We start from the raw sequence: 22,174 nt of genomic DNA on the forward strand, positions 1-22,174 counted from the left end.
CGCTCCGCTTCAGCGCGGCCCCCGAGCGGGGCCACGTGTCGCAAGATAGAGGGGCGGCGCGGCGCGGGCCATCGGGTTATCGTTCATCCCGGGACAAATGTCCGGCCGCTGAAGCCGGAGGGGGCGCGATGGCGGTTATGGACGCGGGCGCCCCGGTGAGCGGGCACAGGCGGGAGATCACGGCCCGGGGAATCGTGCTCGGCGCGCTGATCACCATCGTGTTCATGGCCGCCAACATCTATCTCGGCCTCAAGACCGGGATGACCTTCTCGTCCTCGATCCCGGCCGCGCTGATCGCGATGGGCGCCCTGCGGCTCGTGGGCGGCGCCGGCATCCTCGAGACCAACATCGTCCAGACCCAGGCCTCGGCGGCCGGCACCCTGTGCAACGTCATCCTGGTCCTGCCGGGCTTGGTGCTGATCGGGCATTGGCACGGCTTTCCGTTCTGGGAGACGAGCCTGGTCTGCCTGATCGGCGGCTGGCTCGGCGTCGCGTTCTCGATCCCCCTGCGCCGGGCATTGGTCACGGGTAGCGACCTCCCCTACCCCGAGGGCCTCGCCGCCGCCGAGGTTCTGCGCGCCGGCCATGCCGAGACCGGCGAGCGCGGCCTCACGACTTTGCTGATCGCCGCGGCCGGCTCCGGCCTCGTCGCCTTCGCCACCAGCGGCCTGCGCATCCTGGCCGACGGCGTGCTCACGGCTGTGACCCTGGGCGGCGCGGTGTTCAGCATCGGCAGCGGCTTCTCCCTGGCCCTGGTCGGAGTCGGCTACCTGGTCGGGATCGGGGCGTGCCTCGCCCTGCTGACCGGGGTGGTGATCGCCTGGGGCGTCATGGTCCCGGTGCTGACCGCCCTGACGCCCCAGCCCGGCCTCTCGCCCGGGGAGGCGGCGCAGGCCGTCTGGTCGGGGCAGGTCCGGCTCGTCGGCGCCGGCATCATCGCGGTCGGCGGGTTCTGGACTGTGGCGACGCTAATCCGGCCGATCGCCCGGAGCATCCGGGCGGCTTTGGCCGCCGGCAATCCCGCGCACGCCGCCGCCCGGCAGGATCGCGACCTGCCGCTGCCCCTGGTCGGCGGGGCCGCGCTCGCCTTGTGCCTGCCGCTCGGCGCGCTGTTTGCCGGCTTCGCGGCGGATCTCGGGATCGCCGGGCCGATGCTCGCCGCCGTGGTTGCGGCGGGCCTGGTGTTCTGCCTCGTGTTCGGCGCCGCGATGGCGGCGGTCTGCGGCTACCTCGCCGGCCTCCTCGGCTCCTCGACCAGCCCGATCTCCGGGATCGGCATCCTCACGGCCATGGTCGGCGCCGCCCTGCTGCCGCTGCTCCTCGGGCCGGCCGACAGCCCGGAGGCCCGGCGCGTCACGGTCGCCTTGGTGCTGCTCGCGGCCTCGGTGATCATCACCGCCTGCTCCATCGCCAACGACAACCTGCAGGACCTCAAGACCGGCCAGATCGTCGACGCCACGCCCTGGCGCCAGCAGGCCGTGCTGATCGTCGGCGTCGCCGTCGGGTCGCTGGTGATCGTGCCGCTGCTGTCGCTGCTCTACGGCGCCTACGGCTTCGTCGGGTCCCTCCCCCGCCCCGGCATGGACCCGGCCCTGGCGCTCACCGTGCCGCAGGCCTCGCTGGTCACCCAGATCGCCGACGGCATCGTCGCCCGCACCCTGCCCTGGCCGATGCTGCTGATCGGCTGCAGCCTCGGCGCCGTGATGGTCGGGCTCGAAGTCGCGCTCAAGCGGCGGGCGTTCAGCTTCCCCGCGCTCACCGTGGGGATCGGCATGTACCTGCCGCTCTCGGTCGAGATGACCATCGGGCTCGGCGGCCTGCTCGGCTTCCTGTGCACCCGCGCCCTGCGCCGCTGCGGCGCCGATCCCGAGACCCTGGAGGCCTCCCGCCGCCGGGGCGTGCTGATCGCCTCCGGATTCCTGGTCGGCGAGAGCTTTGTCGGGATCGGCTTGACCGCCGTCGACGCGGCTTCCGGCCGATCTTCGACCCTCAGCTTGGTCGGGCCGGATTTCGCCCAAACGGCGATTTGGCTAGGCTCCGCGGTCTTCGCCGCCGGTTTCTTCACAGCGTTCCGGTTCATCCGTGGTTCCTTCGCGGTCTCGTCGCGGGGAAGAGCTGTCCGCACCCCCAAATTCCGCGCGTAGAACCGTTGACAGCCCGCGCCCGCCCTCCCTATACCCCGCCCGCTGGTCGCAGCCTTCCGGGGCCTGCGCGGCTTGTGGCGGGGTAGCTCAGCTGGTTAGAGCAGAGGAATCATAATCCTTGTGTCGGGGGTTCAAATCCCTCCCTCGCTACCATTGATTTTATTGAGCTATTCGGCGCTGCGAACGAATTAAGTAGTGAGTCCGCACCGACTTGGTACTGCAGTTGTCGATGTGCGTGGACCACTCGAGATCCATTGCTTCGCGCGGGTGTTTTCACTCCTTCAGCTCAATTGACCATCATTCGGAACCCGCTCCAACGGCGGTGGGTACGTCGGCCGCCCGCGAGCTTACGGCATCAGGCAGGTCGCATCGGCACTTTCCGCTCGTCCCGTTTTCCAAATTGGATACGACGGTTCGATTCCCTCCGTCTCGCCACTGATGTGGCGGAAGCACTTGTTGTAGCTTGATAAATCGAAACGCCGGGTACGCCCTGCCCACGTTTCGCCCCACATTTTAAAGCGGCTTGTACCGGCTCATACCGGACACCAATGGACGATGTGGCTTCGCGCGCGCGACTGTGAACCCTGCCGCTCGCTTCATCATGTCCGATATCGCTGAGAGCTACTTCTGCAGCTCAGCCGGGGTGAGGACCCATGCGGCGGCGGTCATGCTCGATCGCGAACACATGGCTGTAGAGGTTGGCCACCCAGCTCCGCCCCTCGACCGTCAGATCAAGAAAGCGAACCGCGTCGCCGATGACTGGCTCGATCTTGCCCCAGAAGAACGCCGGATACCGCTCCGCGAGGTCGGCCGGGCTGGCATAGCCGAGCTGGTCGTCGAGGCCGACCTCGGCGAACTCGTGGAACAATGCGTTCAACTTGCGCGGATAGAGCGGATCACCGAGTTGCCCGATCAGGTCCGCCGCACGCATCAAGCCGGCTTCGGTCCCGGTCTCTCGGTGCTCATCGTCCGCGGGCACGGGGAAACGAGTCAACTCGATGGCCCGCATCACGCGCTGCGCATCGACAAGATCATGCGTGCCGAAGCGCTCCTGCACCGCCAGCTTCGAGCGTTCGATGTGGTAGGGCGCCAAAGCCGCGTCCGAGGCACCCCGCGGCAAACCGACGGTGGCGCCCTGCGCGTCGATGACGAAGGCGTTCGCCCGGTCACCTGAGCAGACACCGCGCACGTAGCCAATGTCGTGGTACAGGGCCGCCAGGATCATGTGCAGCCAGTCCTCCGGCGTGATGCCCTTGTCGAGGAACCGGCCGCGCAGGATGTCCTGAGCCACGAGGGTGACGAGGGCGGTGTGGTCGCCGTCGTGGTAGAGCGCATCGCTGCCGACGATACGCTCGATGGTCAGACGTGCGGACGCCTCGATCACCTCGGCGAAACGCGGTTCACGACTGCCGAAGGTGCGCTGGTAGGTGAGCGCGAGGTGCTCGCCCAGCGCGTCGGCCAGCATCTTCGTCACGTCGAACATGCCTGGTCTCTCACAAATCGAGCAAACGCCTATACGGCCTGCGGTGTCGATCAGCTTCATGGCAGACCGGGCACGAGGCCAAGACGATCCACCGTCTGCTGGAGATCGACCCGAAGTGGCCTGCCCCCGTTCGGTGGCCCAGGTTCGAAGTTAGGGTCTGGACTCGATCAGCACCAGAAGGCGATGACAGCTGCCAGGGCTAAGGCCGAGGCGTAGTTGCGAGCGAGCTTATCGTAGCGGGTTGCGATCCGGCGGAAGTCCTTAAGGCGGTTGAAGATCGCCATCGTCCTGAGCCTGTCGAAGGACGATGCGCCAGCGGTAATACCTACCTTCCGTCACCTCGATAGACCGGATTGCCTCGGCTACCTTACGACCCTGCGAGACCAAAACGTCAACTTGGCGCAGCTTGGCAACAATCTCTTCAGCCGTATGCTTGTTCCGTCCCATGAAGACATCCTCCACATGGCTCAAAGCCATGCCTCAGGGAGGACCGCTTCTCAGGGGGCAGGCCAGTTTGCCGATCCGGTCATCAATCAGCTGCGTGAAATTCGCCCCACAATCAGATCTGGTGTTGATTTCTTCCTATTGGGTCTTGTCAGCTTCCAAGAACTGTTGAGCTACGTGACGTCGACGAGGATGAGCCGAATGCTGAACGTCCGCTTCTGGGCAGGCGGCCAGCCTCTGCTTATGGCGCTCACCCGCCGACTGAGGCATCGACTGCCGGAGCAGTGAGATTTTCTGCCGCGATCGCTCCCCTCAGCCAGGCCTCGAACGGGCCTGCCAGTGACCCGCGCTTCACACCGCGTGGTTTGACAAGGAAGTACGACGTCGTCTCCACCTCGAATGCATGATCCCTGAAGGGAGCGATCAGCCGACCGTCACGGAGTTCATCCGCCGCCAGGACCTCGCTCTCCAGAACGACGCCGAGGCCAGCAACCGCAGCTTCCACCGCCATCACTGAACGGTCCAGCCACATCTCGTTGCGCGGGCGTAGGTCCCGTTCTCCGACACGTCGCAGGTAGTGCGCCCACGTCAACGCGTTGGCGGAATGGATCAGGGTCGTGGTCGCGAGGTCTCGCGGTGTGTACAGCCCAACCGAATCGGCGAGGGAGGGACTGCACAGTGGGCGCAGCCGCTCGATCAGGAGCGGCTCGACGCGCAGAGCCGTCTGCGGCGGTCGGCCGTAGGTGATGGCGAGATCGAATCGCTCCGTCTCGATGTCGTCGCGATCCGACAACGTCGACAGACGGATCCGCGCCTCGGGGTGGGAATGGAGGAAATCCGGCAGCCTAGGCTGCAACCATTTCGCCGCGAAGCTAGGCCCCGATGCGATGACAAGGGGCTCGTGCTGGGATTGTGGGGCGACCCGTTCCGTTGCACCTGCGATGACGCCGAAGGCGTGTTCGATCTCGGCGGCGTAAGTCCTGCCCGCCTCCGTCAGGAAGGCACGGCCCGCCCGCCGTCGGAACAGCGGCAGGCCGAGAAAGTCCTCGAGCTGCTGAACCTGATGGCTGATCGCCGAAGGCGTGACGCCCAGTTCCTCGGCGCCTTTCGCGAAGCTGCCGTGCCGGGCGGCGGCTTCAAACGCCGCGAGCGCCCGCAGCGGCGGCGTCCTGCGTCGCCCCGGGTCTGTCGGTGAGCCAGCCTCAGCGGCCGATGAGTTTTTTGCGTTGGCGCGCATCGGCACCTCCGACCTAACCGTACTGCCGACACCACGCAACGCCGGTGCCGGAACCAAGGCCGCAACGAGCGCTGCTTCGGAGTCGGCTCGACTCCGGCACCCTGCCGATGGAGCGGACGATGAGCGGATCCCTTGAGGCGGCAGCTAAGGACCATCTGGTCCGCTACGGCGGCGATACCTTCCCGAACCTCTTCACGAAAGCCCGGGGCACCGTCGTCACTGACAGCCAGGGACGGGAATACCTGGATTTCACCTCCGGCCAGATGTGCGCCACGATCGGTCACAACCATCCCGCCATCGTCGAGGCGGTCCACCGGGCCGGGGAGAAGGCGTTCCACTTCTTCAGCGGGATGATTCCGGAAGTGGTGGCCGAGCTCGCCCAGGTGCTGGCCCGCGACTGGCTGCCCGGCGACCTCACGAAGACGATCTTCGTCAACACCGGCTCCGAGGCGACCGAGGTCGCCCTTCGCATGGCCAAGATGTACACTGGCGGGTACGAGGTCCTGGCTCTCGGCGGTTCGTGGCACGGCATCACCGGCGGCGCGAGCTCCGTCTCGATGGCCAGCGACCGCAAGGGCTACGGCGTGCCCGCACCCGGCGTGTTCGTCATCCCCGAACCCAACGCTTACCGCCCCTACTTTCCGGGGATGGACGAGGAGGCGGCGGCGCTCGCCAACCTCGATCTCGCGCTGAAGCTCTACGACATGCAGTCGGCGGGCAAGGGCGCCGCGATCATCGTCGAGCCGGTGATCAGCGCGGGCGGCGTGCTGGTGCCGCCGCGTTCGTTCCTGGTCGCCCTCAGACAGGCTGCCGATGCCCGCGGCATGCTGCTGATCTTCGACGAGGCGCAGACCGCCTTCGGTCGGATCGGCACGCGCACCGGAGCCGAGCACTTCGACGTCGTGCCGGACATCATGACGATGTCGAAGACGCTGGGCGGCGGCCTGCCGCTCGCGGCCGTCGCGACCACCGCCGCGATCGAGGCGGACATCTACGAGAAGCACTTCACTTACTACACCAGCCACGTTTCCGACCCGCTTACCGCCGAGGTCGGCCTCGCGGTTCTGAAGGTGATCGAGCAGGAAAAGCTCGTCGACCGGGCCAACGCGATGGGCGCTTATCTGCGCGGCCGGTTCGAAGACCTGCAGCAGCGCTACGAGGTGATCGGCGACGTGCGTGGGCTCGGCCTGCTCATCGGGGTCGAACTGGTGACGGATCGGGTGTCGCGCAGCCCGGCGCATGCGCTCGGCGCTCTGACCACGCGCAAGTGCTTCGAGAAAGGCTTGAGCATGAACATCCGTCGCCGGCCCGAACGCGGCTCGGTCTGGCGGATCGCCCCCCCGCTCACAGTCTCCACCAATGAGATCGACCGGGCCGTCGAGATCCTCGAGGCGGCGCTGCGCGAGAGCCTCGACGAGATCGCGGCCGGCGGCACCGCCTGAAGGCGAGCGCCTTTAGATCCAATGTCCTGTCGCCTGGAGACGCCCTCATGACGCCCAAGCTCGCGTGTGCTCTCCGTCCGGCCCTGTCAGCCCTCGCGATCGTCTCCGGCCTCGGGGCGGCGATCGCTGCAAGCCCGACGCTCGAGAAGATCCGGTCCTCGGGCACACTGACATTGGGCTATCGCGAGGCGTCGATCCCGTTCTCCTATCTCGGTCCGGATCAGAAGCCTGTCGGGATGTCGCTCGATCTCTGCGCCGCTGTGGCGCAGCGGGTCCGAACAGAGCTCAAGCTGCCGGAGCTGAAGACCGCCTTCGTCGCGGTGAACGCCTCGAACCGGATCCCACTTCTCCAGAACGGCACGGTGGATATCGAGTGCGGCAGCACGACGAACACCGCCGAGCGGCAGAAGCAGGTCGCCTTCTCCGTCGCGACCTTCGTCAGCCAGCCGCGCTGGCTTACCCTGCGGGCGTCCGGGATCGCAGATGTGCACGGCTTACGGGGCCGCACGGTGGTGATCACGCAGGGCTCGCTCAACATGCTTCTGGCGCAGAAGCTGAACGCCGCGGACGGTCTCGATCTGACGATTCTCCAGGCGCGCGACCACGCTGAGTCGCTGCTGATGCTGCGCACCGGCCGAGCGGCGGCGTGGTGCGAGGACGATGTTCTACTCGCTGGCGCACGGGCGACGGCCTTGGATCCTAAAGCGTTAGCGTTCCTGCCAGCGTCGCCCGGCGCCAACTACTACTACGGCCTCATGCTCGCGCGCGACGATCCTGAGTTCAAAGCGCTCGTCGATGGAGCCTTGAAGGCGCAGATGGCCTCCGGCACCTTCGCCAAGCTGTACGAGCAGTGGTTCCTCAACTCAATTCCACCGGCCGGACAGAACCTGGACCTGCCGATGAGCGAAGCGCTGCAGTTCCGCGTGAGGAACCCGAGCGACGCACTGAAACCCTGAGTGTAAGATCCGACCAGACCGTGCAGATGAAAATCTGGTTTCGGGCCGGTCACCAAAGTCCGATTATGGCACGCTGCAGCGGGGGCGAATCGCCATTTGGAGAGGGATGCTGATGGCTCCTCGAATGGAGTACCATCATGTCAGCGACGATAGAGGCTACGCGCCGGCCCTGGAACCTCGGGCGCCCCATCGGCCCCAAGCCGTCGTTCAAGCCTAAGCGCATCTGGGCCATCCGCACTCGTCTGCAGCACGAGGGCCGCACACGCGACCTCCTCCTTTTCAACACTGCAATCGACAGCAAGCTGCGCAGCTGCGACCTCGTCAGCCTGCGCGTGCCGATGTCCACCTTGGCGACGGCGTTCGCCTACGCACTACCATCGTGCAACAGAAGACCGGACGACCAGTCCCGTTCGAGCTGACCGAAACGACCCGTGAGACGCTGGCGGCTTGGCTCAAGCTGCGCGAGCTTCGTACGAGTGACTGGCTCTTCCCGAACCGTAGCCGGCCGGGCGAGCACCTCACGACGCGAGTATGGGAGGCTCGTCGATGAGTGGGTGGCGCTGATTGGCCTTGACCCGGCAGGCTATGGAACACACAGCCTGCCCCGGACGAAGGTGGCACTGACCTACCGGGGGACGGGCAACTTGCAGGCCTGCCAGTTGCTGCTGGGGCATACGCAGCTCGAAAGCACGGTGCGCTACCTCAGCATAAAAGCAGATGACGCGCTGATGATGTCCGAGCCGACCGACATCTAACGATCACCGCGGCGGCGTCGAAGGCCGCTGCACCCAGGTCTGACCTGACCCGCTGGCTTTGGACCGGGCTGATTGAGAGGATCAGCCTGGACCAAAGGAGTTGGGGATGAAGCGAGGACAGAGGTCGAGCGCGGAACAGGTCGTTCTGACGCTGCGCCAGAACGAGGTGCAGACGGCGCAAGGCAAGAGCATCGCCGTCGCGTGCAAGAGACGAATGTCTCGGAGCAAGGCGACTACCGCTGGCGTAAGGAGTACGGCGGTCTGAAGGTCGATCAGGCCAGGAAAATGAAAGATCTGAAGCGGGAGAACACACGGCTTCGTCGGATCGCGGCGGACCTCTCTTTGGAGAATCAGGTTCTGGCGGACGTCGCCTCGGGACCCGAAGGGCAACGCCAGCAAAACTTGTAGCCCCCGAGCGACGCAGGCAGGCGGTCGACGGCATTCGGGAGACGTACGGTCTCTCGAAACGTCAAGCCTGCCGGATCGTCGGCCAGCACCGGGGCACGCAGCGCTCCGTGCCCCCCGTGCCGGCCGACGAGGATGGGCTGACCCGAGCCATCGTTGCCCTGGCGTCCGCGAACGGGCGCTATGGCTACCGCCGTGTCACCGCGCTGCTGCAGGCGGACGGCTGGCAGGTGAGCAAGGACCGGGTTCATGGTTCGACAGGCTCACCATGAGGGCTTCTGGCGTCGCGAGGGGCTGAAGGTCCCCAGCCGACATAAGCTCCGCAGGCGCCTGTGGCTGAACGACGGCTCGGGCAAACGCCTGCGGCCGCTCCACCGCAACCCCGTCTGGAGCTTGGACTTCGTACAGGCCCAGACCCATGACGGCCGGAGCCTGCGCATCCTGACGCTGATCGACGACCTCACCCTGAGCTTGTCGAAGGGACAGCCGAACTTGTCTCGCGCTGAAGATGGCTCGCCGCATCAACAGCGTCGGCGTGATCGAGGCCTCGGCAGAGGCCATGTGCCTGCACGGCATCCCGGAGAATATCCGCTGCGACAATGGCCCTGAACCGAAGGACCGCGAAGCGAGATGATCTCGAAGGCGCTGCGCAAGTGGGTCGCCAAGACGAGGCCACAGATCCAGTACATCGTGCCGGGATCGCTGTGAGAGAACGAGTATTGCGAGAACTTCGACGGCAAGCTGCGCAACGCGTGCCTGCGCCAGGAGATATTCTACTCGTTGAAGGAGGCACGGATCGTGATCGGCCTCCGGCAGAATACGTACAACCGCATCCGACCGCATTTGTCGCTGGGCTATCGGCCGCCCGCGCCTGGCAGCTTCCCGGATCAGGCCTTCCGGCTATCCATGCCGCTACAATGCAGCAGCCTCGCGGCTAGCCAGGTCCAAAATACCGGTCAGGTCACGCTGCCGGCGGAGACGCGGCGGTGAAACGCTGGGTGCACGAGGGCGTGCTCGACGCGATGTAGGAGCGGTTCGACCGACTGCCGGACGCGATGAAGATTCGTCGCCAGACCGTGGAACACCCGTTCGGCACCCTGAAGGCCTAGATGGGAGCCACCCACGTCCTGACCCGGACCTTGGCCAAGGTCCGGACCGCGATGAGCCTGCAGGTTCCGGTGTACACCATGAAGCGGATGATCCAGATTTTCGGGGTCGGTCCGCTGATGGCGGTCATCCGGCCTTGAGACCCGCGCCTTAGATCCGCGATGCGAATCAGGTGTTTACCCCAAGCCTAAGGAATCTGCATTGTTATACGGTCTCGGTGAGTTTCAAACTGTCCGGTCCAGGGAAGCAAAATCGAAAAATCTGACGTCTGCTTGGCAACCGAAGGTCGACGGTGTCGAGCCCATTACGAACGTTCGATCAGCCTCGCCATTATCTCCAGAATGTGAACCGTAGAGATTCAAATTTTGAAGCCGCACCTGGCGAGAAGTGAGTGAATTTTTTAACAAATTACTTTTAGATCGTTTTCGACTTATCTGTACAAAACGCTGAAGTGCAAGCGCATGAAAATATTCGCCAAACTCGCGCACAAGAACAAGCCAGATCTGTTTTCGCAGCACGATTACGCGAAAATTCTTGACGTCATGTCTTGCGCCATTCACGTCTTCGACAGGGATTCCCCGACGTTCAACGTCGTGTATGCCAACAACAGCTTCAAGGATGCGATGCGCGCCGATTCTGTCGGTGTGCTGACGAATATCCCGGTTTTGTCGTACTACACCCATGATCAGGGTGACGGGCTGACGATCGAAAGTCTGGCCGGCGCCTTCGTGGAGCACCTGGACCTGAACGGTTGGGCACAGGGAACTCTCAGATTTATTCGGCACGACAAATCAGAATTTGAAGTCGACATTCACTGCAAGCTGCTAATTATTAATGGCCGCAGATTTGGCGTATCTTTCGTTGAAGATTCAAAGAGAATAGAACTGCAACAGGAGCGACAAACATACGTCGAAAACATAGCTAAAGATTTTGATCAAACGGTGGGCAAGGTCGTCGAATCTGTAAAGTCCTTCGCGACAGAGCTGCAGTCCGCTGCGCAGACGATGACGAAAACCGCGACGGCAACCGCCGAACAGTCGTCCACAGTATTTGCAGCCGCCGAGCAAACGGCCTCCAACGTCAGCATGGTGGCCGCCGCGGCCGAAGAGCTCGGCAGCTCCGTCCGAGAGATCGGCCGCCAGGTTCAGGGTTCGGCGGGATTGGCTCAGACTGCCGTGGGCGAGGCTGATCGGACCGCGGCCCTCGTCGGGGCACTGTGCCAAGCCTCGGCGCGGATCGGAGATATGGTCGGGCTGATCTCTAGCATAGCAGGCCAGACCAACCTGTTGGCACTCAATGCGACGATCGAAGCAGCGCGTGCCGGTGACGCGGGTCGCGGCTTCGCGGTGGTCGCCGCCGAGGTGAAAGAGTTGGCGAAGCAGACTGCCAAGGCGACCGAGGAGATTTCTGCGCAAATCGGCGAGATCCAAGGGGTGACAGATCAAGCGGTGTCGGCCATCGGATCGATCACGGGCCGGATCCGGGAGATCAGCGACGTGACCACCAACATCGCTGCGGCCGTCGAACAGCAAGGAGCGGCGACCCAGGAGATCGTGCGCAACGTGGCCCAGGCTTCGACCGGCACCGGGGAGGTTACCAGCAACATCGCCGGTATGGCCCACGCATCAAGAGATACCGGCACCGTGGCCAGCCAAGTGCTGTCTGCCTCCAGCGAACTCTCGCACCAGTCCGGGCACCTCTCCGAGGAAATCGCTCGCTTTCTCAATACGCTGCGTGCCGCCTAACCCGCGGTTCGGCGCCCTTTCCGGATCAGGCGTCGTGGGCGCCTGAGACAGACGTTTGTGGATCGGCGTCGAAGCCTGGGTTTGACTCACTTCCGGTACAGGCGGGTTGATGGATCTCGGCGTGAGAGCGGCACGGTGGCGGCGTGGCTGCTACTCACCTTGTGTGGGATTGCCCCGGTTTGGATACTGCCGGCGAACACCTATGCGCGTGTCGGCTGAGCCATGAGGCGCGTGCAGGCGGGGCGCCGGGTTCGGGCAACGGGCGCGTCGTCTATTTAGGCGGCGAGGCGGCTGAGGTTGATCGCTGCGGCCGTCAGCAGGTGCTCCAGGTGCGTCTTGGCCACGCCGAGATAGCGACTGCGGCGTAGGCCCATCGCCCGCACCTCGCACGAGAGCGTGGCCCCGACGCCGGCTCGCCGCCGATCGGCCGCGAACGCCCGCCGGCCCTCGTGTGCCCCTGCCGCGACGAGTGCCTCGCGTTCCTCACGCAAACGCGGAGTCACTAGGGAGCGCTCCGAGCGCGTGCAGCACGGCGCAAGATTTGCAGTCCCGTGTCGCGAAACAGATGCGCATGACCGTACGTCCGAGGTTGTGGTCTCAACAACTGGCGGGCTCATCGCCACAGCATCTTCGATATCAAGGGAATGGAGTCCTGTTGGCTCCGGTTAACGGCAGCGCCCGATCGCCCAGCGCACGAGCTTGCGCACATCCGGATCGGGATCGTCGAAATCCGCTTCGAGGGCGGGCAGCGCGCGCGGATCGGCGATCTCGCCGAGGGCGGCTGCGGCCTCCTTTCGGAGGTTGCTGACGTCCGATCCCAGCGCGCGGCCCAACGCCTCGATGGCGGCCACCGCCCGGATCCGGCCGAGGGCGTTCGCGGCCTTGGTGCGCACCTGCCAGACGGGATCGTCCAGGCGGGCGATCAGCGGCTCGACCGCCTCGGGCAGGCGGATCTTGGCGGCCGAGATCGCGGCCTCCTCGCGCACCTGCCAATGCGCGTCATCAAGGCCGGCGATCAGCGTGGCGACACCGGGGCCGCCCGGACGCAGGAAGACGAGCGCCGCCATTGTGGCCCGGCGCACCCCCGCATCCGCGTCGCTCGCCGTCGCGATCAGGGCGGGCAGCGCGACCTCGGCTTTGAGATAGCCGACGACGCCGAGCCCCTCGCGGCGCACCTCCGGCCAGGGGCTGCGGAGCGCTTCGAGCGCCGCGGCGAGCGCGTCCGGCAGCACCAGCTCGCGCAAGGCCCGGAGGGCAGCCGCCTGCACGAAGGGATCGGCATGGCCGGCCCGCGCGATCAGGAGCGGACCGCAGGCGGGCTCCTTCTTCTCGGCCAGCGTGTCGGCGGCGGTGCGACGCACCGCGGGATCCGCATCCTCCAGGGAGCGGACGAGACCTTCGACCACGTCGGGGCCGTCATGCTCGTCCAGGGCCTTCGCAGCGGCGGCGCGGACCGTGGCATCGTCGTCGGCGAGCCCCTTCAGCAGCAGCACCTTGGCCTCGAGTCCCACCGCCTCGGCCAGGTCCATCATCGCCACGCGGCGAATGCCGGGATCGGGATCGGTGCACCGCTCGGCCAAGTCGTCGAGATCGTCGTCGAAGCTGTCGAATACGGGCATGGCGCTCACCGCAGCAGGTAGGGAATGTTCACCTTGACGGCGTTCGTCGGGCAGTCGACTTCGCACGGCATGCAATACCAGCACTCGTCGTACTTCATGTACGCCTTCTGCCGCCTCTCATCGATCGCGAGGATGTCGAGCGGACAGACATCGACGCAGACGCGACAGCCCTTCTCGGCGATGCACTTCTCGTCGTCGATGACGACCGCGGCGCTCTTGGCCTGAGTGATGATCGGCATGGGATGTCCCTGGATAGACGGGTGACTTACTCGGCGGCGGCCGGCGTCTTGACGCGGAGCTGGTGGTAGGCGCCCATCTCTGCTGCGGCGACCGGCACGATGAAGGGATCGACGGCGCGCTTGGCGTGGGCCATCCGGCCGCTCGCGTCCTTGTAGAGGACGGTGTGGCAATTCCAGTTGCGGTTGTCGGTCTCGGGATGGTCGGTGCGCAGGTGGTAGAAGCCCCAGCGACTCTCGGTCCGGTAGAGCGAGGCCGCCGCCGCCATGTCGGCGCAGTCCAGGATCGTCTGCATCTCGAGGGCGCGCAGCAATTCGTGCGGATCGCGGGCGCAGAGATGGTCGAGATCCTCCCGGATCTCCGCGAAGCGGCGCTGACCGAGCTCCATCTTGGCCGTGACCTTCGGCGGCTCCAGGTAGTCGTTGACGAAGCGTCGGGTCTTGAACTCCATCTCGTGCGGCGTCAGCCCGTCCGCGCGTCGGGTCGGCGCCAGCACGCGCTCCTGTTCGACCAGAAGGTCGCCGGCATCGTACTCGGGGAGGCTCGTGGCCGCGCAATAGGCGGCGGCGTCCGCACCGGCGATGCCGCCGTTCACGAAGGCGCCGAGCATGTAGTTGTGCGGCACGCTCGCCATGTCGCCGACCGCGTAGAGGCCGGGGATGGTGGTGCGGGCCTGCTCGTCCACCCAGACACCCGAGGCCGAGTGGCCGGAGCAGAAGCCGATCTCGGAGATATGCATCTCCACCGGAACGACATGGTTGGATCCGTCATCGGTCTGGTCGCGGACGGGCCACGTTGGGACCGAAGGACCGACGCGCGATAGCAATTCCTTTCCAGCTGTTTCCGGAGCGGGCTGCGCCACAGGATGTCGAGACCGCACCCCGCATGCACGACGAATCCCGGCCGCCCTTGTCCCTATGGGCCGGATTGCAGCGTGAAACGCGATCGAACATGTCAGGCCGCCCCCGCGAGCGGCAGGCCGAGCGGGGTCAGGCGCGGCAGCGGGGGTTGGCCGTCCCGGGGGCGCAGCAGGTCGAGGCAGCGCCGCTTCAGGGCGACGAAGTCCGGCTCGGTGACGAGCTCGCGGCCGCGCGGGCGCGGAAAGGCGAGCGGGATGTCCTCCAGGATGCGCCCGGGCCGGGCCGACATCACCAGCACCCGGTCGCCCAGGAACAGGGCCTCGTCGATATCGTGGGTCACGAAGACCACCGTGGTCGGCAGGCGCGTCCAGATGTCGAGCAGCAATTCCTGCATCATCAGGCGCGTCTGCGCGTCCAGTGCCCCGAAGGGCTCGTCCATCAGCAGAATGCGGGGCCGGTTGATCAGCACGCGGGCGATCTCGACCCGCTGCTGCATGCCGCCCGATAGCTCCGCGGGATAGCGCTCGGCGAAGTCCGCCAGCCCGACCACCGCCAGGAACTCGCGCGCCCGGGCCAGCCGCTCGGCTCGACCGACGCCGCGCATCTTCGGCCCGAATGCGACGTTGTCCACGACCCGCCGCCACGGCAGCAGCGTGTGCTGCTGGAAGACGATGCCGCGCTCCGGGTGCGGGCCGGCCACGGGCCGTCCGTCCAGCGCGAGGCTGCCGCGGGCGAGATCGAGATGGCCGGCGAGGGCGCCGAGCAGGGTCGACTTCCCGCAGCCCGACGGCCCGAGCAGGCACACGAACTGGCGCGGCGGGATGGTGAGGTCGATGTCGCGCACGACCTCGAAGGCGGCGGCACCCGCCCCGAGCCGGATCGCGGCACCGGCGATGTCGATGCGGCCCGCGGTCGGCGCCGAAGCGAGGCTCACGGGCGGCCTCCCCGGGTCCACGGCATGGCCAGGCGGCCGAGCCCGCGCACCGCGACGCTCGAGCCCATGCCGAGGAGGCCGATCAGCAGCATGCCGACGACGATGTCGTCGTAGTTCTGCAGCGTGTAGGATTCCCAGGTGAAGTAGCCGATCCCGTATTGCCCCGAGATCATCTCGGCGGTGACCAGGCAGAACCAGGCCGTACCCATGCCGATGGCCCCACCCGTGACGATGCTCGGCAGCGCTGCCGGAATTACCACCTCGCGCAGGATCGCGGCCGGCCCGGCACCGAGACTCCGGGCGGATGCCACGAGGCGCGGGCTGGCCGCCTCCGCCCCGTGCACGGTGTTCAAGAGGATCGGGAACAGCGCGCCCGTGAAGGTGATGAACACCATCGAAGCCTCCGACGACGGGAACATCAGGATCGCGAGCGGGATCCAGGCGACCGCCGGGATCGGACGCAGCACTTCGAGGGGCGGCAGCAGGAGGTCGCCCGCGAGGCGCGAGCGGCCGATGGCGAGGCCGAGGCCGATTCCGGCGACGAGCGCCGCCAGGAAGCCGCCGAGCACCCGCGCGAGGCTGGCCCCGAGATGGGCGCCGAGCTTCGGCGCATGCGCCAGCGCCCAAGCCGCCCGCGCCACCGCGGCGGGGGTCGGGACGTTGCGGAAGGTGACGAAGCTGAGATCGAGCTTCAGGCTCGCGGCGAGATGCCAGGCGAGGAGGCCGAGACCGAGCGCACCGGCCTGGATCGCGAGGCGGTGAACCGGCAACGGGGAGAGCCGGCGCGGCTCAGCCCGCGCGGGCGGCCGCGCCGTCAGGGCGACGCCCGGGGCGCCGAGGGTTCCGGCGCTCATCGGGCGCTGAGCCGCGCCGCGCCTGCACGGGCGGCGGCGAAATCGAGCACCTCGCCGCCCTTGGCCTTGGCGAAAGCCTCGGCATCGCCCTTGAGCAGGAAGGCGCTGAGGCGATGCTCGGGATCGCGCACGTACCAGGCCTGCGCGGCGAACAGCTTGATGCCGCTGTTTCGGTCCTGCGCGTAGACGACGCGCGCGCTGCCGCCCCCCTGCTCCAGCGCGGCCAGGGCCGCGAGCGCCGCCTCGGGCGAGGCGTAGTGGCGGACCTTGTCCTCGCCCGTCACCCAGATCTGGGCGACGCGCGAGACGTCGGTGATCGGCTGGCCGGTCCCGGCGTCCACGGCCTTGAGCGGCGCCTGGGCATAGTCCTTCAGCCGGGCCTCGTAGTCGATCCCGGCCCGTGCGGCGGCCGCGCGCACGAAGCGGTCGTCGACGAACCGGTCGACGTCGAGATCGCCATCAGCCTTCTTCAGGAGCGTCAGGGTCTCGATCGAGGTCTTCAGGGCCTGCCGGTATTCAGGCTTCCAGGTTATGTCGCGGGTCTGCAGGCCCAGCGGCCCGTGGAACAGGTAGACGACCTCCGCCTCGATACCCGTCACGCGCGCGATCAGTTCGGCGTAGCGCTCGGGCTCGGCCGCGATCAGCCGATCCGCCTCGATCGCCGCGCGCAGGTAGGCCGTGACGATCTCGGGGTAGCGCTCCGCATAGGCCGCGTCGACCAGCGCGCCGTGGAAGGTCGGGGCGTTCGACTGCGAGCCGTCGTAGATCTTCCGGGCGATGCCGCGCCAGGGGAACAGTTCGGCGAAGGGCACGAAATCGGCATGCGCGTCGATCTTGTCGGCCTTCAGCGCCGAGCCCGCGACCTCCGGCGCCTGCGTGATGATGGTGACGTCCCGCTCCGGATCCCACCCTTGCGCCTTCACGGCCCGCAGCAACAGGCCGTGGGCGGTGGAGGCGAAGGGCACCGAGATGGTCTTGCCCTTGAGCTCAGTGAAGGCCTGCACCGGGGAGGCGACGGGCACGACAACGCCGTTGCCGCTGCCCGTGAGGCTGCCCGAGAGCACGCTGAGGAACAGGCTGCGCCGACCGGCTTTGGCGAAGGCGGCGCCGTTCAGGGAGCCCGGGAAGTCGGCCATCGCACCGAGATCGAGCTTGCCGGCGACCATTTCGTTGGTCAGCGGCGCGCCGCTGGTGAAGTTGCGCCACTGGATGTCGTAGGTGGCATCCTTGTACTTGCCGTCCTGCGGCAGAAACTTTTCGAGGAGCTTCAATTCGCGGATCAGCAGGCCGCCGGTCGCGCAGTTGATCGTGGTGTCCTGCGTGCCTACGGCGACACGGATGGTCTCCGCCTGCACCGTCGTCGCGAAGGTGGAGGCCGCGAGCACGATTGCGGCGAGGCGGCGAAGGGAGATCACGCGGGCGGCTCCGGAGCGAAGGGGCTGCGTCCCGGCGGCGCACGGGAGCTGGCGCAATGTTCGCCGCCGCGGGGACCGGCAAGACAGCAATTAATTGCGGTCTCTTCGAAGATCTTGCTTCAGTCCGCGCCGCCTGCGTGACGGAAAGAAGAGTCTCTTCAATGCCGGGCACCGGACACAAAATTCTCCGGCGCGAGACATGTTTGGACTGGTTCGAAATCTTGCGGCGCGCATAGTCGGGGTGTTGGACTCTGCCGAACCGGATCTTCCTCATGCCGCCCGCGCTCGCCGCCCTGACTGCACCGTCACGAGCGCCCGCGCCCCTGATCGTCAGTGCCCTGTTCCTGAGCGAGACCATCGAGGGGCTGGACGACGGGGCGGCCTTCCTTGATGCCCTGCCCCCGGCCGACGTCGCGCGCATGCGGGCGGCCGGGCGCAGCCTTACCCTCGCGCAGGGCCAGAGCGTGTTCCGCCAGGGCGAACCGCATGGCGGCATCTTTCTGATCGAGGCCGGACGGGTCCGGGTGTTCTATACCGGGCCGTCCGGCCGGCAGATCACCCTGGCCTACTGGACGCCGGGTCATTTCATCGGCGGCCCGAGCCTGACCGGCGGCGGCGTCCATCAATGGTCGGGCGAGGCGATCGAGCCCTCACGGGTCACCGCGCTCTCGGCCGCGACCTTGCGCAGCCTGATTCGCCAGATGCCGGATTTCGCCCTGTGCCTGATCGAGGCGCTGGAGGCGAAGGGCCGCTGCTACACCGCGATGGCGCAGATGCTGGGCACCCGCTCGGTGATCGAGCGTTTGGCACAGCTCCTCCTCAATCTCGGCGATCTCTACGGGAGGAAGGAAGCGGGCGCCCGCGTCATTGAGCGGCGCATTACGCATGACGAGATCGCGGCGCTCATCGGGTCGACCCGGCAATGGGTGACGATGATGCTCAAGCGCTTTCAGGCCGACGGCATCGTCGCCGTGGACAAGGCGTCCATCCGCATCCTCCACCCGGAGCGTTTGATCGCCATCGTTCAAGCGGCGTCTTGAGTCGGGACCCAGGCCGAATCGTAAAGGCGCTCACGGATCACGCCTCCGCGGCGACGGGTTGGGGCGCCGGCAGGCGCTGGCCGGGAATCGCCGCGATGAGGTCGCGGGTATAGGGATCGCGGGGCCGTTCGAAGACCGCCTCGACCGAGCCTTGCTCGACCGCGCGGCCATCGCGAAGGACCGTGACGGTATCGGCGATCCGCCGGACCACCGCGAGGTCGTGCGACACGAACAGGTAGGTCAGCCGGCGCTCGGCCTGCATGGCGTCGAGGAGGCGCAGGATCTGCGCCTGCACGGTCACGTCGAGCGCCGAGACCGCCTCGTCGAGGACCAAGATCTTCGGTTCGAGTACCAGGGCGCGGGCGATCGCGACGCGCTGGCGCTGGCCGCCCGAAAGCGCCGCCGGATGCCGCCGGAGGAGGCCGGACGGCAGGCCGACCCGCTCGACGATCTCGGCCACGCGCCGGGCCCGCTCGGCCCGGGCGACCGGCTCGAAGTTGAGGAGCGGCTCCTCGACGATCGCCTCGATCGTCTGGCGCGGGTCGAGGGAGGAGAACGGATTTTGGTAGACGAGCTGGATGCGGCGCCGGAACGTCCGCAGCGTGTCGCCGCGCAGGGTCGCGAGGTCCAGCCCGTCGACCAGGATCCGGCCGGCGGACGGCCGCTCCAGGCCGACGATCGCCCGGATCGTCGTGGACTTGCCCGAGCCGGATTCCCCGACGATGGCGTGGGTGGTGCCCGGCGCGACCGTGAAGGACAGCCCGTCCACGGCCCGGAACGGGCGCCGGCCGGCGCCGGGGTAATCCCGGACGAGGGTCTCGACGATGACGGCCGGCGGCCCTTCGCGCGGCGCCGGCATCGAGCGAAGCCGGGGCGCGGCGAGCGACGGGATATCGGCGAGGAGTTGGCTTGTATAGGCGCTGCGCGGTGCGGACAGCACCGAAGCAGCCGGGCCGCGCTCCTGAACGCTGCCGTCGCGCAGCACCACGATCCGGTCGGCGCGGTCGGCGGCGACGCCCAGATCGTGGGTGACGAGGAGGAGCGCGGTGCCGCTCTCGCGTCGCAGCGTGTCGATGAGGTCGAGGATGCGCTTCTGGACCGTGACGTCGAGGGCGCTGGTCGGCTCATCGGCGATGATGAGGCTCGGGCGCAGGGCCGTGGCGATGGCGATCAGCACGCGCTGCTTCATGCCGCCGGAGAGCTGGTGCGGATACTGGCCGAGCCGCAGGGCCGGCTGTGACAGCCCGACCTGCGCGAGCAGGTCCAGGGTGGCCTCCCGGAGCTCGGCGCGTCCCAGCCGGCGATGCAGCCGCAGGATCTCGCCGACCTGGGCCCCGATCGTCTTGACCGGGTTCAGGGACGAGCCTGGATCCTGCGGGATCAGGCTGATCCGTTCGCCGCGCAGGGCGTCGAGGCGGCGCTGTGACCAGCCGGCGATGTCGGTGCCGGCGAACCGGATCGCGCCGCCGTCGACCCGTCCCCCCTCGGGCAGAAGGCCGATCACCGCCTGGACAAGGGTCGTCTTGCCGGAGCCCGACTCGCCGACCAGGGCCACGACCTCGCCGGCGGCGATGTCCAGCGAGATCCCGTGCACCACCCGGCGGCGCTCCGCCCCGTCGGCGTAGGAGACGTCGAGATTGTCGATCGCGAGGAGCGGCGCGCTCATCGGGCGTTGCCGGCGAGCGAGCGGCTGATGCGGTTCGCCGAGAGCACCACCAGGACCACCACGATCCCCGGCGCCGTGGTGAGCCACGCGCGGGAGATGTAGTTGCGGCCCTCCGCGATCAGCAGGCCCCATTCCGGGGTCGGCGGCGGCGCGCCGTAGCCGAGGAAGCCCAGGGTCGAGATCGACAGGATCGCGGTGCCGAACTGGAGCGCCGCGAGGCCGATGACCGAGGTCAGCGAGTTCGGGAGCACGTGCCGCCAGAGCACGCGCCAGAAGGTGCCCCCGGAGCCGTAGGCGGCCTCGACGTAGTCGGCGCCGCGCACCCGCACGACTTCGGAGCGGGTCAGCCGGGCGAAGCTCGCCACCGAGGCGAGCCCGACCGCGATCGCGGCATTCACCGTGCCGAAGCCGAGGAGCACGATGATGGTCAGCGACAGCAGGAGCGTCGGGATCGCCAGCAAGGTGTCCACGAGCCGCATCACCAGAATGTCCACGAGCCCGCCCTTCGCGCCCGCCACCAGGCCGAGAATCGTCCCGGCGAAGAGCCCGACGGTCACGGCGACGAAGGCCCCGGACAGCGAGTGGACCGCGCCGTGCACGATCCGGGCATACAGGTCGCGGCCCAAGGCGTCGGTGCCGAGGAGGTGGGCGGCGCTCGGCGGCAACAGCTTCTCGCGGCCGATGCCGGCGACCGGGTTCTGGCCGGCGAACAAGCCGGGCGCCAGCGCCCAGAGCACGACGGTCGCGATGACGAGCCAGGCCAGCGCCAGCCCCGGCGGCGTGCGACGCAGGACGGCGAATCCGCCTCGCGTGATCCGCCAGGCCGCCGCGGCGGGGGCCGTCCGGCCGGCCTCGGAGCCGGATGCGAAGATGCCCGTCGGGACCGTACTCATCGAGCTTCCGCCTCGGCGATGCGCGGGTCGAGCAGCGGGTAAAGGAGATCGACCGCGAGATTGATGAGCACGAAAGCCGTGGCCGAGATCACCACCACGGCCTGGAGCACCGCCACGTCCTGGTTGGCGACGGCCTGCTGGGTCAGGGTGCCGAGCCCGTTGAGGCCGAACACCGTCTCGGTCACGACCGCGCCGGCGAGGAGTTCGCCGAAGAGCACGCCCGCGATCGTCAGTGTCGGCAGGAGCGCATTCGGGACGACGTGGCGCCACAGGACGGAGTGGCGGCTCGCGCCCTTCGCCCGCGCCACGGCGACGAAGGGCTGGGTCAGCACGGCGTCGATGTTGCGCATCAGGATCTGCGCGAGTGGCGCCGAGATCGGCACCGCCAGCGCCGCGACCGGCAGGATCAGCCGCTCCCACGGGCCCGGATCGATCACGGGGACGAGCTTGAGCTGGAACGAGAACACCTGGATCAGCAGGATGCCGAGCCAGAACACCGGCACCGAGACGAACAGCGACGGCAAAGCGGCGAGACCGTTGCGCAGCCAGACGAGCCCGGTGAGGTTCGACAGGACGGATACGGTGAGCGCCAGGATCACCGCCGCCAGGAAGCCGAGCCCGGCGAGCGTCAGGGTCGCGGGCAGGTTCGCCGCGAGACTGTCTCGCACCGGCACCCCGGCCTGCACCGAAGTGCCGAAATCGCCGGTCAGGAAGCTGCCGAGCGCGCGCAGGTACTGGCTCCAGAGCGGCGTGCCGGCGCCGTAGGCGGCGTGGATCTCGGCGATCTGCTCCGGGCTCAGCCCCAGATCCGGATTCATGAACTTGATCAGGATCGCGTCGGCGGGCAGCGCCTGCAGAAGCAGGAACGAGGCCGTGAACGCGGCGAGCAGGACGATCAGGGCCTGTCCGATGCGCGCGAGGAGCCGCCGCACCATCGG

15 protein-coding genes, 1 tRNA gene and 7 pseudogenes are annotated in these 22,174 nt (G+C 67.4%); 9 read left to right on the plus strand and 14 right to left on the minus strand.

What is annotated here, in order from left to right:
- Positions 1–128: 128 nt before the first annotated feature.
- Positions 129–2,144, plus strand: coding sequence for an OPT family oligopeptide transporter (locus MKL09_RS24585; protein ID WP_244024614.1), 2,016 nt, complete (start codon positions 129–131; stop codon positions 2,142–2,144).
- A 76-nt stretch (positions 2,145–2,220) separates the two neighbouring features.
- Positions 2,221–2,297: transfer RNA gene (locus MKL09_RS24590), tRNA-Met, on the plus strand.
- 481 nt (positions 2,298–2,778) lie between these two features.
- On the opposite strand, the gene MKL09_RS24595 is transcribed toward MKL09_RS24590, so the two are convergent.
- The 4 genes and pseudogenes from MKL09_RS24595 to MKL09_RS24610 form a co-directional block, all read right to left on the minus strand.
- Positions 2,779–3,627: a metal-dependent phosphohydrolase gene (locus MKL09_RS24595; protein ID WP_244024616.1), complete on the minus strand. Its 849-nt coding sequence runs from the start codon at positions 3,625–3,627 to the stop codon at positions 2,779–2,781.
- Positions 3,628–3,794: 167 nt separating this feature from the next.
- A pseudogene (locus tag MKL09_RS24600) lies at positions 3,795–3,905 on the minus strand (IS5/IS1182 family transposase); the annotation flags it as partial.
- Between the two features lie 31 nt (positions 3,906–3,936).
- Positions 3,937–4,074 (minus strand): annotated as a pseudogene (locus MKL09_RS24605) (IS3 family transposase); the annotation flags it as partial.
- 247 nt (positions 4,075–4,321) lie between these two features.
- Positions 4,322–5,308 carry a LysR substrate-binding domain-containing protein gene (locus MKL09_RS24610; protein WP_244024618.1) on the minus strand — a complete coding sequence of 329 codons (987 nt, stop codon included), beginning with the start codon at positions 5,306–5,308 and terminating at the stop codon, positions 4,322–4,324.
- 119 nt (positions 5,309–5,427) lie between these two features.
- On the opposite strand from MKL09_RS24610, the gene MKL09_RS24615 reads away from it, so the two are divergent.
- The 6 genes and pseudogenes from MKL09_RS24615 to MKL09_RS24640 form a co-directional block, all read left to right on the plus strand.
- A complete protein-coding gene (locus MKL09_RS24615; RefSeq protein ID WP_244024620.1) occupies positions 5,428–6,750 on the plus strand; it encodes an aspartate aminotransferase family protein in 1,323 nt (440 codons plus the stop codon).
- 47 nt (positions 6,751–6,797) lie between these two features.
- Entirely contained in the window at positions 6,798–7,706 is a 909-nt protein-coding gene (locus MKL09_RS24620; RefSeq protein ID WP_244024622.1) for an amino acid ABC transporter substrate-binding protein, read from the plus strand.
- 137 nt (positions 7,707–7,843) lie between these two features.
- Positions 7,844–8,461, plus strand: a pseudogene (locus MKL09_RS24625) (tyrosine-type recombinase/integrase).
- Positions 8,462–8,567: 106 nt separating this feature from the next.
- Positions 8,568–9,775 (plus strand): annotated as a pseudogene (locus MKL09_RS24630) (IS3 family transposase); the annotation flags it as partial.
- 77 nt (positions 9,776–9,852) lie between these two features.
- Positions 9,853–10,113: pseudogene (locus MKL09_RS24635) on the plus strand (IS5/IS1182 family transposase); the annotation flags it as partial.
- 753 nt (positions 10,114–10,866) lie between these two features.
- A pseudogene (locus MKL09_RS24640) lies at positions 10,867–11,718 on the plus strand (methyl-accepting chemotaxis protein); the annotation flags it as partial.
- A 275-nt stretch (positions 11,719–11,993) separates the two neighbouring features.
- On the opposite strand, the gene MKL09_RS24645 reads toward MKL09_RS24640, so the two are convergent.
- From MKL09_RS24645 to MKL09_RS24675, 7 genes and pseudogenes are all read right to left on the minus strand, one after another.
- On the minus strand, positions 11,994–12,221 hold the full coding sequence (locus MKL09_RS24645; protein WP_244024624.1) for a transposase: 228 nt from the start codon (positions 12,219–12,221) through the stop codon (positions 11,994–11,996).
- A 162-nt stretch (positions 12,222–12,383) separates the two neighbouring features.
- Positions 12,384–13,337, minus strand: a complete 954-nt coding sequence (locus MKL09_RS24650) for a HEAT repeat domain-containing protein (protein WP_244024626.1) — start codon at positions 13,335–13,337, stop codon at positions 12,384–12,386.
- Between the two features lie 5 nt (positions 13,338–13,342).
- Positions 13,343–13,576 carry a ferredoxin family protein gene (locus tag MKL09_RS24655; RefSeq protein ID WP_244024627.1) on the minus strand — a complete coding sequence of 78 codons (234 nt, stop codon included), beginning with the start codon at positions 13,574–13,576 and terminating at the stop codon, positions 13,343–13,345.
- A gap of 26 nt (positions 13,577–13,602) precedes the next feature.
- Positions 13,603–14,322, minus strand: a pseudogene (locus tag MKL09_RS24660) (FAD-binding protein); the annotation flags it as partial.
- A gap of 206 nt (positions 14,323–14,528) precedes the next feature.
- Entirely contained in the window at positions 14,529–15,368 is an 840-nt protein-coding gene (locus MKL09_RS24665) for an ABC transporter ATP-binding protein (RefSeq protein ID WP_244024629.1), read from the minus strand.
- Positions 15,365–16,222 carry an ABC transporter permease gene (locus MKL09_RS24670; RefSeq protein WP_244024631.1) on the minus strand — a complete coding sequence of 286 codons (858 nt, stop codon included), beginning with the start codon at positions 16,220–16,222 and terminating at the stop codon, positions 15,365–15,367. Before MKL09_RS24670 ends, MKL09_RS24665 begins: the two co-directional genes overlap by 4 nt.
- Positions 16,219–17,634 carry an ABC transporter substrate-binding protein gene (locus tag MKL09_RS24675; RefSeq protein ID WP_244024678.1) on the minus strand — a complete coding sequence of 472 codons (1,416 nt, stop codon included), beginning with the start codon at positions 17,632–17,634 and terminating at the stop codon, positions 16,219–16,221. Before MKL09_RS24675 ends, MKL09_RS24670 begins: the two co-directional genes overlap by 4 nt.
- 275 nt (positions 17,635–17,909) lie before the next feature.
- On the opposite strand from MKL09_RS24675, the gene MKL09_RS24680 reads away from it, so the two are divergent.
- A complete protein-coding gene (locus MKL09_RS24680) occupies positions 17,910–18,677 on the plus strand; it encodes a Crp/Fnr family transcriptional regulator (protein ID WP_244024633.1) in 768 nt (255 codons plus the stop codon).
- 37 nt (positions 18,678–18,714) lie between these two features.
- Here MKL09_RS24680 and MKL09_RS24685 read toward each other — a convergent pair whose 3' ends face one another.
- Genes MKL09_RS24685 through MKL09_RS24695 form a run of 3 tightly spaced genes read right to left on the minus strand, consistent with a single transcriptional unit; the run spans position 18,715 to position 22,171 of the window.
- Positions 18,715–20,343: a dipeptide ABC transporter ATP-binding protein gene (locus MKL09_RS24685; RefSeq protein ID WP_244024635.1), complete on the minus strand. Its 1,629-nt coding sequence runs from the start codon at positions 20,341–20,343 to the stop codon at positions 18,715–18,717.
- Positions 20,340–21,236, minus strand: coding sequence for an ABC transporter permease (locus MKL09_RS24690; protein WP_244024637.1), 897 nt, complete (start codon positions 21,234–21,236; stop codon positions 20,340–20,342). The genes MKL09_RS24685 and MKL09_RS24690 overlap by 4 nt, the downstream gene beginning before the upstream one ends.
- Positions 21,233–22,171 (minus strand): ABC transporter permease, encoded by a 939-nt coding sequence (locus MKL09_RS24695; RefSeq protein WP_244024639.1) that lies wholly within the window; start codon positions 22,169–22,171, stop codon positions 21,233–21,235. Before MKL09_RS24695 ends, MKL09_RS24690 begins: the two co-directional genes overlap by 4 nt.
- Positions 22,172–22,174: the final 3 nt, after the last annotated feature.

It is taken from the genome of Methylobacterium sp. J-048, assembly GCF_022829515.1.
In the GTDB taxonomy this organism is placed as follows: Bacteria; Pseudomonadota; Alphaproteobacteria; order Rhizobiales; family Beijerinckiaceae; genus Methylobacterium.

Bases quoted from the DNA above. Each gene is read 5' to 3' on its own strand.
- MKL09_RS24610 (WP_244024618.1), bottom strand. From the start codon at position 5,308: ATGCGCGCCAACGCAAAAAACTCATCGGCCGCTGAGGCTGGCTCACCG.
- MKL09_RS24655 (WP_244024627.1), bottom strand. From the start codon at position 13,576: ATGCCGATCATCACTCAGGCCAAGAGCGCCGCGGTCGTCATCGACGAC.
- MKL09_RS24595 (WP_244024616.1), bottom strand. From the start codon at position 3,627: ATGTTCGACGTGACGAAGATGCTGGCCGACGCGCTGGGCGAGCACCTC.
- MKL09_RS24670 (WP_244024631.1), bottom strand. From the start codon at position 16,222: ATGAGCGCCGGAACCCTCGGCGCCCCGGGCGTCGCCCTGACGGCGCGG.
- MKL09_RS24615 (WP_244024620.1), top strand. From the start codon at position 5,428: ATGAGCGGATCCCTTGAGGCGGCAGCTAAGGACCATCTGGTCCGCTAC.
- MKL09_RS24650 (WP_244024626.1), bottom strand. From the start codon at position 13,337: ATGCCCGTATTCGACAGCTTCGACGACGATCTCGACGACTTGGCCGAG.
- MKL09_RS24620 (WP_244024622.1), top strand. From the start codon at position 6,798: ATGACGCCCAAGCTCGCGTGTGCTCTCCGTCCGGCCCTGTCAGCCCTC.
- MKL09_RS24680 (WP_244024633.1), top strand. From the start codon at position 17,910: ATGCCGCCCGCGCTCGCCGCCCTGACTGCACCGTCACGAGCGCCCGCG.
- MKL09_RS24695 (WP_244024639.1), bottom strand. From the start codon at position 22,171: ATGGTGCGGCGGCTCCTCGCGCGCATCGGACAGGCCCTGATCGTCCTG.
- MKL09_RS24685 (WP_244024635.1), bottom strand. From the start codon at position 20,343: ATGAGCGCGCCGCTCCTCGCGATCGACAATCTCGACGTCTCCTACGCC.
- MKL09_RS24585 (WP_244024614.1), top strand. From the start codon at position 129: ATGGCGGTTATGGACGCGGGCGCCCCGGTGAGCGGGCACAGGCGGGAG.
- MKL09_RS24690 (WP_244024637.1), bottom strand. From the start codon at position 21,236: ATGAGTACGGTCCCGACGGGCATCTTCGCATCCGGCTCCGAGGCCGGC.